Below are 12,449 nucleotides of genomic sequence, written 5' to 3'. Positions count from 1 at the left end.
GAAAAGCGGTGCGGTGTTGACCGCCCTTGCGCTGCTTTCGGCCTGCGCTTTGCCATCCGTCGACCCGATTGCGATACCCGCTGATGTCGCCGACTATATCCCAGCCGACATTGATATGTCCGAAGTGAACCGCGACACAAACGGTTGCTATTTCTATACTTACGGGGCCAGCCTGTTTACCGTCAACGACGCGTCCGGCACCCCGATTTGCCACCCTGATATAAGCGCCTAAAGGAGCCACGCCATGACCACTGTCATCAAGAACGGAACCATCGTCACAGCCGACCTGACCTATAAGGCGGATGTGTTGATTGAAAATGGCACGATCATCGAGATCGGCCAAAACCTTTCGGGGTCCGAGGAATTGGATGCAACGGGTTGCTATGTCATGCCCGGCGGGATCGACCCGCATACGCACCTTGAGATGCCGTTTATGGGCACCTATTCCACCGATGATTTTGACAGCGGCACGCGTGCGGCGCTTGCTGGCGGCACGACAATGGTTGTCGATTTTGCGCTGCCCTCACCCGGTCAGGGTCTGCATGACGCGCTGCAAATGTGGGACAATAAATCAGGCCGCGCGGCCTGCGATTATTCCTTCCACATGGCGGTGACATGGTGGGGCGAGCAAGTCTTTGATGAGATGGAAAGCGTGATCAAGGAACGCGGCATCAACACGTTCAAACACTTCATGGCCTATAAGGGCGCGTTGATGGTGAATGACGATGAAATGTATGCGTCGTTCAAACGTCTGGGCGAATTGGGCGGTATCGCGATGGTGCATGCTGAAAACGGCGATGTGGTTGCGGAGCTGTCCGCGAAACTACTTGCCGAAGGCAACACCGGCCCCGAGGCCCACGCCTATTCCCGCCCGCCACAGGTCGAAGGCGAAGCCACAAACCGCGCGATCATGATTGCCGATATGGCGGGCGTGCCGCTCTATGTGGTGCACACGTCTTGCGAGGATAGCCACGAGGCGATCCGCCGCGCGCGTATGCAAGGCAAACGCGTCTGGGGTGAGCCGCTGATCCAGCATCTGACTTTGGACGAATCTGAATATTTCAACCAAGATTGGGACCATGCCGCGCGCCGCGTGATGTCGCCCCCATTCCGGAATAAGCAACACCAAGACAACCTGTGGGCCGGTCTGCAAAGCGGATCTTTGTCCGTCGTTGCAACCGATCACTGCGCGTTCACAACCGAGCAAAAGCGCTATGGCGTGGGTGATTTCACGAAAATTCCAAACGGGACCGGCGGGTTGGAAGACCGGATGCCGATGCTATGGACGCACGGGGTAAATACGGGGCGTCTGACGATGAACGAATTTGTTGCAGTAACGTCCACAAACATCGCGAAAATCTTGAACTGCTACCCGAAAAAAGGGGCCGTTCTGGTTGGTGCCGATGCGGATCTGGTGGTCTGGGATCCCGAAAAAACCAAGACGATCACTGCTGCGGCCCAAGTATCGGCGATTGACTACAACGTCTTTGAAGGAAAAGAGGTCAAAGGCCTGCCGCGCTTTACCCTGACCCGCGGGCATGTCGCGATTTATGACGGTGAAATGCGTGCCCAAGAAGGTCACGGTAAATTTGTCAAACGCGAGGCGAATACAGCCGTGAACAAGGCGCTATCGTCTTGGAAAGAAGTCACAAATCCGCGTCCCGTGCAGCGGTCGGGTATTCCGGCAAGCGGCGTATAAGAACTAAAGAAGGTGCCAGCAGTGAGCCAGCAAACGATCATCCATGCGCAGGGTTTGGACCTGACATTTCAAACCAACGACGGCCCTGTGCATGCGCTGAAAGACGTGAGCCTCGAGATCAATAAAGGTGATTTTGTCAGCTTTATTGGTCCGTCCGGCTGCGGAAAAACCACGTTTCTGCGCTGTATGGCGGGATTGGAAACGCCGACTGCGGGGCAGCTTACCGTGAACGGGATGACCCCCGAAGACGCCCGCCGCGCCCGCGCCTACGGGTATGTGTTTCAGGCGGCGGGGCTTTATCCGTGGCGCACAATCGGCGGCAACGTCAAGCTGCCGCTGGAGATCATGGGCTTTTCCAAAGCCGAACAGGCCGAACGGGTCGCGCGCGTGCTGGAACTGGTCGATCTGGCCGGATTTGAAAAGAAATTCCCATGGCAATTGTCGGGCGGGATGCAGCAGCGCGCGTCAATCGCGCGGGCGCTGGCGTTTGATGCCGATATTTTGCTGATGGATGAACCGTTCGGGGCGCTTGACGAAATCGTGCGCGACCATTTGAACGAACAATTGCTGCAGCTTTGGGCGCGCACCGAAAAAACCATCGGTTTTGTCACCCATTCGATCCCCGAAGCCGTGTATCTTTCGACCAAGATCGTTGTGATGTCCCCGCGCCCCGGACGGATCACCGATGTGATCGAAAGCCCGTTACCGAAAGAACGCCCCTTGGATATTCGCGATAGCGCCGAATTTATCGAAATCGCGCACCGTGTTCGCGACGGGTTGCGTGCGGGGCATGATGAATGAAATCGATCCTTCCTGTCCTGACCATTATTGGCGCGATCCTGTTGCTTTGGGTGCTGGCTGTCATACCGATGAACATGCATCTGACGGCGGATCAGGCGCAGCGTGACGGGTTGGTCGTGTCGCCGGACACCCCCAATGCGCGGCAGGAGTATTCTGGTTTTGGTCTGACCCTGCGCAACCCCGCGCTGATCACGGCAACCTTTGTCCAAGAACGCCCGCGCCTGCCATCCCCGCATCAGGTCGCCGTTGAGATGTGGAATACAATTGTTTTGCAAAAGATCAGCTCGAAGCGGTCGCTTGTCTATCACGGCTGGGTCACGCTTTCGGCGACTTTGCTTGGCTTTGGAATCGGGACGAGCCTTGGGATATTGTTGGCTGTCGGGATTGTTTACAATCGCGCGATGGATATGAGCGTGATGCCTTGGGCCATTGCCAGCCAGACAATTCCGATCCTTGCGTTAGCGCCTATGATTATTGTGATGCTGGGGTCGATCGGCATTCAGGGGCTGTTCCCCAAGGCGATTATCAGTGCCTATCTCAGTTTTTTCCCCGTTGTTGTCGGCATGGTCAAAGGTTTGCGCAGCCCCGATGGGATGCAGCTGGACCTGCTGCGCACCTATCACGCCAGCCCGTCACAAGGGTTCTGGAAACTGCGCCTGCCTGCGTCTGTGCCTTATCTATTTGCATCGCTTAAAATCGGCATCTCGGCATCTTTGGTCGGTGCAATTGTCGCGGAATTGCCAACAGGTGCACGCGCCGGTTTTGGTGCGCGGATGCTGGTGGGCGATCAATACGGGCAACCGCTGGTGACATGGGCCGCACTGTTTGCAGCGGCGATCACGGCTGCAGCCTTGGTCGGGTTGTTTAGCCTGTTAGAGCGTCTGACATTGCGTCGGATGGGGATGGTGCAGGCATGATTTGGGCTGGTATTATCGGTGCGCTTGGCATTTGGGCCGTGGGTTGGTTTATCAACACAAGGCTGGCCAATGGGCCGCAATCAAGCACGCGTTTTGTGCAACTTTTGGTGCCGATCATCTTTGGCGTGACCCTGCTGCTGATGTGGGAATGGCTGGTGCGGATGCTCGAGGTTTCGGCCGTCATCCTGCCGGCGCCTTCGGTCATTGGCGAACGGTTGATGCAAGAGGGGCCCCGACTTTGGGCTGATTTCGAACAGACGGTCATCAAAGGTGCAGCGACAGGATATATCATCGGTGGGATCGCTGCCTTTGGCGTGGCAATCCTTGCGGATCGGTCCGAATTCTTGACGCGTGGCATTCTGCCTGTGGGTGGATTTATGGCCGCACTGCCCATTGTTGGGACCGCGCCTATCTTTGTAAAATGGCTGGGCAGCGATTGGGAATCAAAGGCGGCTGTTGTCGGCGTGATGGTGTTTTTCCCGATCCTTGTGAATACTGTTGCGGGACTGCGTGACACGACAGTCATGCAGCGCGACCTGATGCGTACCTATGGGGCCGGCTATTGGCCGACCTTGTTTAAACTGCGCCTGCCTGCGGCAATGCCGTTTATCTTTAACGGCTTGAAAATCGCCACAACTCTGGCGCTCATTGGCGCGATTGTTGCTGAATTTTTTGGCTCTCCGACGGTTGGAATGGGATTTCGTATCTCAACCAGTGTCGGGCAGCTTGCGTTAGATATGGTCTGGGCCGAAATTGTGATTGCAGCGATTGCTGGCAGTTCGCTTTACGGGCTGATGGCGTGGATCGAAGGACGGGTGACATTCTGGCACCCGTCGCAAAGAAAATAACAATGCCCGCAATTGGGCGCAAACTGACTTGGAGGTCAAAATGAAAAAACTGATGACAGCTGCGGCGCTTGCCGCTGGTCTATCAAGCCCCGCGATTGCGGGCGAAAACGATGTGACGCTGCAATTGCAGTGGGTCACCCAAGCCCAATTCGCGGGCTACTACGTCGCGCTAGACCAAGGTTTCTACGAGGCAGAAGGGCTGGATGTGACAATCCTGCCTGGCGGTCCTGACATCGCACCGCCCCAAGTTCTGGCCGGTGGCGGCGCTGACGTGATGCTGAACTGGATGCCATCTGCGCTTGCTGCGCGTGAAAAAGGTCTGCCCGTCGTGAACATCGCGCAGCCGTTTAAGACATCTGGCCTGATGCTGACCTGCTGGAAAGATTCCGGCATTGAAAGCGTTGCAGATTTCCCCGGCAAAACCATCGGCGTTTGGTTCTTTGGCAACGAATATCCATTCCTGTCATGGATGGCCCAAGAAGGCATTCCAACCGAAGGCGGTGAAGACGGCGTAACCGTTCTGAAACAAGGCTTTAACGTTGATCCGCTGCTACAACGCCAAGCTGACTGTATTTCCACAATGACCTATAACGAATATGGTCAGGTGCTTGATGCAGGTGTTTCTCCGGACGAGCTGATTACATTCATGTATGAAGATCAAGGTGTTGCGACGCTCGAAGACGGTATCTACGCGCTCGAAGAAAACCTAGAAGATCCTGTGTTCGTTGACAAAATGGTCCGCTTTGTCCGCGCTTCCATGGAAGGCTGGAAATGGGCCGAAGAAAACCCAGAAGCCGCCGCAGGCATCGTGCTTGATAACGATGAAACAGGCGCACAGACCGAAGCGGCGCAGGTCCGTATGATGGGTGAAATCGCCAAGCTGACCGCAGGGTCAAACGGCGCATTGGACCCAGCTGACTACCAGCGCACCGTTGATACGTTGCTTGCTGGTGGTTCTGATCCGGTGATCTCGGCCGAGCCGGTTGGCGCATGGACAAGCATCATCACAGATGCCGCGCTGAACTAAGCTGCCAAAAGATTGCATCTTGCGGGCGTCGGGTCATTCCGGCGCCCGCATTGTTTTTGATTGCGCTAACGCGGCCAGAATCGTTTCTACGTCAGGTCAAAATGGCGGGTTTGCGTCGCTAGCCGCTGGAAAGCGCGGTGTTTCGCTGGTAACGGGGGTTAACTGACGCATCCGTTCGGAGGACCAGATGAGCGCAACAGCAAAAAAACGAGCCCCACTGCCTGTCGATATTCTGGCAGCAAAGGGTGGCACGCCTTTGGTCAGCCTTACCGCATATACCACCCCGATGGCGCAGATGATGGATGATCATTGCGATTTTGTGCTGGTTGGCGACAGCGTTGGCATGGTGCTGCATGGGTTGCCGTCGACGCTTGGCGTGACGATGGAAATGATGATCATGCACGGTCAGGCCGTCGCGCGCGGGCTCAAAAGCGCGATGATGGTGATCGACATGCCATTCGGTTCCTACGAGGAAAGCCCCGAACAGGCGTTTCGCAACGCAGCCCGATTGATGCGCGAAACCCATGCTGGTGCTGTGAAACTTGAGGGCGGCGTGGCGATGGCCGAAACGATTGCGTTTTTGGTTGCGCGCGGCATCCCTGTGATGGCGCATATCGGTCTAACGCCGCAATCGGTGAACACGCTTGGCGGTTACAAGGTCCAAGGGCGCGGCAACGAAGGTGCTGTTGCTTTGATCGCTGATGCACAGGCCGTGGCTGATGCGGGGGCCTTTGGCGTGGTGCTGGAAAAAGTGCCGGAAACGCTTGCCAATGACATCACAAAGACAATCGATATTCCGACAATCGGGATCGGGGCAAGCGCCGGCTGTGATGGTCAGATCTTGGTGGTCGACGATATGCTGGGCCTGTTTACAGCGTTTAAGGCCAAATTCGTGAAACGTTACGCACATCTGGGCGATGAAGCCGAACAGGCGATTGCCGCCTATGCCGCCGAAGTCCGCGCGCGGACATTCCCCGCGCCCGAACATATTTTCGCAGACGAGGCCCCAAAGACATGATCGCACCGATTGAACGGACCCTGACGGGGTTACGGGCGCAGACCGCCGTTTGGCGCAAGGCTGGCGAATCGATTGGTGTTGTTCCTACGATGGGCGCACTGCATCAGGGGCATCTGTCGCTGGCGCGCGCTGCCCGCGAAACCTGCGACCGTGTCATTGTGACGATTTTTGTGAACCCCAAGCAGTTCAACAATCCGGACGATCTAAAAAACTATCCGCGCACCGAACACGACGATGCAGCCAAGCTGGAATCAACGGGGGTTGATCTGATCTATGTGCCGGACGCGGATCAGATCTACCCTGACGGCTTTGCGACGACTGTAACAGTTTCCGGCCTGACCGATATGCTGTGCGGCGCCAAACGCCCTGGCCATTTCGAAGGCGTGGCTACCGTTGTGCCGAAACTGTTCTTGCAAACAAGCGCCGATAAGGCGTTTTTTGGCGAAAAAGATTACCAGCAATTGCAGATCGTGCGCCGTCTGGCCAAAGATCTGGACATCCCGATTGAGGTCGTTGGCTGCCCGACCATCCGCGAAGAAGACGGTCTCGCGATGTCGTCGCGCAACCTTTTGCTATCGGACCGGTCGCGCATCTTTGCCCCGATCCTTGCCGAGGTAATGACAGACTTGCGCGCGCAACTGCGTGACGGGGCCGCCATGACCGAAGTCGGCGCAGAGGCGCGCGCGCGTATTCTGGCGGCCGGATTCAATGAAATCGACTACCTTGAACTGCGCGACGGGACCGATTTGGGGCTTTTGGACAAAACCCAGCCCGGCGCACGTCTGTTCGCTGCGGCATGGCTGGCGGGTGTGCGATTGATCGACAATATCGCGGCGTAGCTGCGGCAGCATTGCCACCTGTTTTTGCCGCTAGAAGGCTGTGCGCGGTTAATCCTGTTAAGCTTCTGATTGCTTGTCTATAATCGGGTAAACTTTGCCCTTTGACGGATATGCACGTGCCACAAACCGATGAAAAAATCGTTGTCTTGATCCCCTGCTATAACGAGGCCAAACCAATCGGCCTTGTTGTCGCGGATTTCAAAAAGGCGCTGCCAACCGCCGAAATCTATGTTTATGACAATAATTCGTCCGACGGCACGATTGCAGTGGCCAAATCCGCCGGCGCAATTGTCCGGACCGAGCCACAGCAAGGCAAAGGCAATGTCGTGCGCCGGATGTTCGCCGATATTGAAGCCGATATTTACGTGTTGGTTGATGGTGACAACACCTATGAGGCCGCCGCCGCAGGTGACATGATCGCCAAGCTCAAGACCGAGAGCCTTGATATGGTCAGCGGTTGCCGCGTGACCGAAATTCAAGAGGCCTACCGCCCCGGTCACCGGCTTGGCAACTGGATGCTGACGGGGCTGGTTGCGTCGATCTTTGGCCGCAGGACCCGCGACATGCTGACCGGCTACCGCGTGTTTTCGCGCCGTTTTGTCAAAAGCTTTCCGGCCCTGTCGCACGGGTTTGAAATTGAAACCGAACTGACCGTGCATGCGCTGGAATTGCGAATGCCGATTGCCGACCATGATACCGCCTATATCGACCGCCTGCCCGGATCGGACAGCAAACTGAACACCTTTCGTGACGGCGTGCGCATTTTGCGGGTGATCGTTTCGCTGGTCAAAGAGGAACGCCCGTTGCCGTTTTTTGGTGGGCTGGCCGTGTTTCTGGCGCTTTTGTCGGTGGTCATTGGCTATCCGATCCTGACGGAATTCATCGCAACAGGGCTTGTCCCGCGCTTTCCGTCGGCAATTCTGGCATCGGCGATCATGATCATCGCAACACTGTCGTTTATGGCCGGTTTGATCCTTGATACCGTGACCCGTGGCCGTCGCGAGATGAAGCGGCTTGCCTATCTGTCGCACCCCGCGCCGCACGATGACTAGCGCATGATGTCCGCCGGTCTTGCCCGACAAATCATGCGCTTTGGCGTGGTCGGGGGTATTGGGTTTATCGTTGACGCCGGCATGCTCTGGCTGCTGCTTTCAGCAGGGTTGAACCCCTACGGCGCGCGCGCGCTGTCGTTTCCGGTGGCTGTTGTGGTGACTTGGGCGTTGAACCGGATGTGGACATTTGCAAGCGCGGGACGGCCTGGAAAACGCCGCCAGCTTGGCAGCTATGTGGTAGTGCAACTGGTGGGGGCGGCAGCAAATTACAGTGTCTATTCCACCATAATTCACCTTTTTGGTGCCAGCGGGCAGATGATCGCAACCGCCCTTGTGGGGGGATCGTTTGTCGGGATGTTCCTGAATTTCTGGGGCGCGCGCCAGATTACATTTCGCGCGCACGAATAAAATGATATGCACCGCGCCAACGCCACAAAGGATGCCGCAATGACCCGCATTTCTATTCCACGCGTTCTGCGCGACAACGCCTTTTTGCTTGTCTTGCTGGCTTGTGCGGCGCTTGTTATCGGCAAGGCGATTGCGGCCGGCATACCCCTGCGCGAAGAATTCGGCACCAAGGGCAATGACGATATTATGCGGCTGATTTCGGTGCGTGACTGGTTGGCGGGGCAGGCGTGGTTCGATGTGCGGCAGTACCGGCTGGTCCCCCCCGAAGGTGTATCCTTGCATTGGTCGCGCTACATTGATGCAGGTATCGCGGCGATCCTTGTCCCGATGGGGTGGTTTTTCAGCCCCGAAACCGCAGAGCAAATCACTGTAACCGTCTGGCCGACGCTGATCATGCTGATCACCTTGCTTGCGTTCGGTTTCGGCACTCGCCGTATTTTTGGCGTCGGCGCAGGCTGTGTTGCGATGCTTTGTGCCGTGCTTTGGCCGTTAACAGGGTCTTTGCATGCAAATGCAGGCAATCTTGATCACCACAATATCCAGCTTTTGATGATGATCATCATGGCGTTTGCCGTGGTCTGGCCCAGCCGCCCGATTGCTGGGGGGGTTGTTGGCGGATTTGCTGGCGCGTTTTCACTGGCGGTAGGTCTTGAGAGCCTTGTCTTTATTGTCGCAGTGGGTCTGGTGGTGCTGGTGCGCGCGGCGGTGACACCCGACGATCACTCGCGCCGCATGCTGGTCGCGTTCTGCCTTGCCTTGGGTGGCGGCAGCGTGGTGTTGTGGCTGGGTCAGACCGGCCCCGCCATGCGGATGGAATTGATGTGTGACCAGCTTGGGCTGCCGACGCTTGGCTTGGTTGCGATTGCGATGGCCGCCAGTTTTCTGGCGATTGCGGTCGCAAGGCATGGCGCGCACCCGTTGCGCAGTCTGGCTGCGGCCGCCGTTGTAACGCTGGGCGGGCTTGTGCTGGCGTGGCCTATGCTGGGGCATTGTCTTGCGGGGCCATATGCGCAGATCCCGCCCGAGCTGCAACATCTGATCAGCACCCAGATCACCGAGGCAAAACCCGGACTGGTTTATGCGCAATCCATGCCCGAAACCGCGCTGGCGTTTGTCATCCCGATCTTTGTCACGCTGGTTTTTGGCAGCATCTTGTGGGCGCAGATGCGGCATGAACCCCGCGGAAAGCGTTTGGGCCTGCTGTTGCTGCTGTGCTGGATTGGCGTGCCAATGATGTTATTGCAGATGCGGACCATCATCATTGCCGCCTCTGTGGCGCCGGTAATTGCGGGCGTGGTGATTGCGTATTTTGCGCAGCGCTATCTGGCATTGCGCAACCTCAGTGACGGGCTGCTGGGATTGGTGGTCGCTTTATGTGTCTTTTCGCCAACGAGCATTGTGCTGGCGCTGACGCCAATCCTGCCGCAGCACGCAACACAGCCTGCAACCACCCAGGCAGATTGTGACACGCGTTCGTCGCTTGATGCATTGAACGCGGTTCCCCCTGTCGTGATGTTGACGCATATCAACTTTGGTCCAGCGCTGCTTTGGGGGACGCATCATGCAACGATCTCCGCCCCGTATCACCGCAGCGCAGAGGCGTTCATGAACGGGATTGTGCCATTTGCGATGGATGGTCCCGATATGAAAGCCTATGTGCAAGCGACATCCGCAACCCATCTGTTGTTGTGCCGTGGATATTCCTACAAAGGCGCATTTGCCCGCGGGTTGGCAACAGGCGATAGCGTGGATTGGCTCCGTCCGGTTGCTTTGTCCAATGACGAACAAATGCTGTTTGAAATCCAGCGGTAGCGGCAGCCATGGCTTATTCATTGGGCGTCGATACAGGCGGAACCTATACCGATGCTGTCATTCTGGATGAATCATCAGACAAAGTGATCGCAACCGCCAAGTCACTGACAACACGGCCTGATTTATCCAAAGGCGTGGGGGCGGCGATTGATGCGGTTCTGGCGCAAGCGGCGGTTGCGCCCGCAGATATCGCGCTGGTTTCGCTGTCGACAACATTGTCAACGAACGCATTGGTCGAAGGTCAGGGCGGCTGTGTCGCGCTGATCGCCATCGGTTTCGATGCAGCGGATTTGCAGCGTGCCGGATTGGCCGAAGCCATGGGCGGCGATCCGGTGATTGCCGTGCAAGGTGGCCACAATCATGGCGGCGCAGAGGTCGCACCGCTAGATCTGGCGGCGCTTAATGCGGGCTTGGATCAGCTTGATCCGAACGTGACCGCCTTTGCCGTTGCTGCCAGCTTTGCAACCCGCAACCCTGCGCATGAAATCGCGGTGCGTGATGCCCTGCGCCGCCATTTGGGCAAGCCTGTCACCTGTTCGCACGAATTGTCACAGGTGCTTGGCGGCCCGAAACGCGCGTTGACGGCAGTGCTGAACGCGCGGTTGATCGGGCTGATCGACGGGTTGATTGCGTCTTGTGAAACCCATCTGAAAACACGCGGCATTGGCGCCCGTCTGATGGTTGTGCGCGGCGATGGCGCGTTGATCAGCGCCGAAGTTGCCCGCGAAAAACCGATTGAAACGATCCTGAGCGGCCCCGCCGCATCTGTTGCAGGGGCAAGCTGGCTGACGGGCGAAGCGAATGCGCTGGTCAGCGATATTGGCGGCACCACCACGGATATTTGTCTGTTGCAAGGCGGCCGCCCGCAGATCGACCCGCAAGGCGCGCGTGTTGGCCCGTTTCGCACCATGGTCGAAGCTGTCGCGATGCGCACAACGGGCCTTGGCGGTGACAGTGAGGTGCATGTGGCAGAGGGGCTGAATGGCACCCTGTGGCTTGGCCCGCGCCGGTTGATGCCGCTGTCGCTGGCCGCTGTTCAATTTCCTGCATTGGTTCATGCGGCGCTTGATCGCGCCTTGGCGCATGACATCCCACCAGCAGACGGCGCGCAGTTTGTGATCCCCCAATGGACGGCGCCGCCCATGGGGCTTGATCCGCGCGAAACGGGCATTGTGCAACGGCTTGCCACGGGGCCGCGGCGGTTGGGCGAAGCGGTACAAAACCGCAATGAAAATCCCGCGCTGTTGCGGCTGATCAAGCGCGGATTTGTGATGCTCGCAGGGATGACCCCGTCGGATGCGGCGCATGTGTTGGGGCTGGCCGATAGTTGGGACCGAGACGCCGCAACCAAAGCCCTGACACTATTTGCGCGGCGGCGCAGCGGTGCAGGGCTGCCGATCGCACCTGATGCTGCGGCGCTGGCGCAGATGATCATCGACCAGCTGGTCGCGCAAACCGTCGATTGTCTGTTGCAGGCAGGTTTTGCGCAGGACGGATTTTCCGGTGATCCAGCACAATTATCCGCCCATGCGCTGACCCGTGCAGGGCTGGACGGGCACGCAGGCATTTTGCAAATGCAACTGCGGTTGGGCGTGCCTGTGATCGGGGTCGGGGCCTCTGCCGCCACATATTACGGCGCTGTTGGCACGCGGTTGGGGGCGCAGATGATTTTGCCCGCGCATGGCGCTGTGGCCAACGCGATTGGTGCAGTGGTCGGACAGGTGCGGATCACGCGCAGGGGCACATTGGCGACAGCCGAAAACGGCGGTTTCACCGCGCATTTGCCACAGGGGCCGCAGCATTTTGCTGCGCTTGATAGCGGGCTGGCAGCGCTTGAAACACATCTGCGCGCGCAGGTCACCGCACAGGCCGAAATCGCTGGCGTCGACACCCCGCGCATTACGGTCGCGCATGACACCAAACAGGCAACTATTGCGGGCAAACAGATGCATATTGAGACGGTCATTAAGGTCACAGCGTCAGGCCGCCCGCGTATCGCCAAGGGCTAATGTGTCAGCTTCCTCACAT

General features: G+C 57.8%; 12 protein-coding genes. All 12 read left to right on the top strand.

The window, feature by feature from the left end; translation table 11 throughout:
• Window positions 1-13: 13 nt before the first annotated feature.
• Entirely contained in the window at window positions 14-232 is a 219-nt protein-coding gene (locus tag BM320_RS12450) for a hypothetical protein (RefSeq protein ID WP_131802416.1), read from the top strand.
• A 12-nt stretch (window positions 233-244) separates the two neighbouring features.
• Entirely contained in the window at window positions 245-1,699 is a 1,455-nt protein-coding gene (gene hydA / locus BM320_RS12445; RefSeq protein WP_090200807.1) for a dihydropyrimidinase, read from the top strand.
• A gap of 21 nt (window positions 1,700-1,720) precedes the next feature.
• Window positions 1,721-2,500: an ABC transporter ATP-binding protein gene (locus BM320_RS12440; protein ID WP_090200806.1), complete on the top strand. Its 780-nt coding sequence runs from the start codon at window positions 1,721-1,723 to the stop codon at window positions 2,498-2,500.
• Window positions 2,497-3,417: an ABC transporter permease gene (locus tag BM320_RS12435; RefSeq protein WP_090200804.1), complete on the top strand. Its 921-nt coding sequence runs from the start codon at window positions 2,497-2,499 to the stop codon at window positions 3,415-3,417. Before BM320_RS12440 ends, BM320_RS12435 begins: the two co-directional genes overlap by 4 nt.
• Window positions 3,414-4,265: an ABC transporter permease gene (locus tag BM320_RS12430; RefSeq protein ID WP_090200802.1), complete on the top strand. Its 852-nt coding sequence runs from the start codon at window positions 3,414-3,416 to the stop codon at window positions 4,263-4,265. The genes BM320_RS12435 and BM320_RS12430 overlap by 4 nt, the downstream gene beginning before the upstream one ends.
• A gap of 40 nt (window positions 4,266-4,305) precedes the next feature.
• The gene (locus tag BM320_RS12425; RefSeq protein WP_090200800.1) at window positions 4,306-5,292 is read left to right on the top strand and encodes an ABC transporter substrate-binding protein; all 987 of its coding nucleotides are present in this window, start codon (window positions 4,306-4,308) and stop codon (window positions 5,290-5,292) included.
• Window positions 5,293-5,479: 187 nt separating this feature from the next.
• Window positions 5,480-6,310 (top strand): 3-methyl-2-oxobutanoate hydroxymethyltransferase, encoded by an 831-nt coding sequence (gene panB, locus BM320_RS12420; protein ID WP_090200798.1) that lies wholly within the window; start codon window positions 5,480-5,482, stop codon window positions 6,308-6,310.
• Entirely contained in the window at window positions 6,307-7,149 is an 843-nt protein-coding gene (panC, locus tag BM320_RS12415) for a pantoate--beta-alanine ligase (protein WP_090200796.1), read from the top strand. The genes panB and panC overlap by 4 nt, the downstream gene beginning before the upstream one ends.
• A gap of 116 nt (window positions 7,150-7,265) precedes the next feature.
• Window positions 7,266-8,201: a glycosyltransferase family 2 protein gene (locus tag BM320_RS12410; RefSeq protein WP_242651051.1), complete on the top strand. Its 936-nt coding sequence runs from the start codon at window positions 7,266-7,268 to the stop codon at window positions 8,199-8,201.
• A gap of 3 nt (window positions 8,202-8,204) precedes the next feature.
• Window positions 8,205-8,609 (top strand): GtrA family protein, encoded by a 405-nt coding sequence (locus tag BM320_RS12405; RefSeq protein WP_090200793.1) that lies wholly within the window; start codon window positions 8,205-8,207, stop codon window positions 8,607-8,609.
• A 39-nt stretch (window positions 8,610-8,648) separates the two neighbouring features.
• Window positions 8,649-10,421: a hypothetical protein gene (locus BM320_RS12400; protein ID WP_131802414.1), complete on the top strand. Its 1,773-nt coding sequence runs from the start codon at window positions 8,649-8,651 to the stop codon at window positions 10,419-10,421.
• 8 nt (window positions 10,422-10,429) lie between these two features.
• Window positions 10,430-12,430, top strand: a complete 2,001-nt coding sequence (locus BM320_RS12395) for a hydantoinase/oxoprolinase N-terminal domain-containing protein (protein ID WP_090200790.1) — start codon at window positions 10,430-10,432, stop codon at window positions 12,428-12,430.
• Window positions 12,431-12,449 lie beyond the last annotated feature (19 nt).

Source organism: Yoonia tamlensis (genome assembly GCF_900115105.1).
GTDB lineage: Bacteria > Pseudomonadota > Alphaproteobacteria > Rhodobacterales > Rhodobacteraceae > Yoonia > Yoonia tamlensis.
The sequence above is the reverse complement of the archived record's forward strand: the minus strand, read 5'-3'. Positions and strand labels throughout refer to the sequence as shown.

Bases quoted from the DNA above. Each gene is read 5' to 3' on its own strand.
- hydA (WP_090200807.1), top strand. From the start codon at position 245: ATGACCACTGTCATCAAGAACGGAACCATCGTCACAGCCGACCTGACC.
- BM320_RS12435 (WP_090200804.1), top strand. From the start codon at position 2,497: ATGAAATCGATCCTTCCTGTCCTGACCATTATTGGCGCGATCCTGTTG.
- BM320_RS12430 (WP_090200802.1), top strand. From the start codon at position 3,414: ATGATTTGGGCTGGTATTATCGGTGCGCTTGGCATTTGGGCCGTGGGT.
- BM320_RS12425 (WP_090200800.1), top strand. From the start codon at position 4,306: ATGAAAAAACTGATGACAGCTGCGGCGCTTGCCGCTGGTCTATCAAGC.
- panB (WP_090200798.1), top strand. From the start codon at position 5,480: ATGAGCGCAACAGCAAAAAAACGAGCCCCACTGCCTGTCGATATTCTG.
- panC (WP_090200796.1), top strand. From the start codon at position 6,307: ATGATCGCACCGATTGAACGGACCCTGACGGGGTTACGGGCGCAGACC.
- BM320_RS12405 (WP_090200793.1), top strand. From the start codon at position 8,205: ATGATGTCCGCCGGTCTTGCCCGACAAATCATGCGCTTTGGCGTGGTC.
- BM320_RS12400 (WP_131802414.1), top strand. From the start codon at position 8,649: ATGACCCGCATTTCTATTCCACGCGTTCTGCGCGACAACGCCTTTTTG.
- BM320_RS12395 (WP_090200790.1), top strand. From the start codon at position 10,430: ATGGCTTATTCATTGGGCGTCGATACAGGCGGAACCTATACCGATGCT.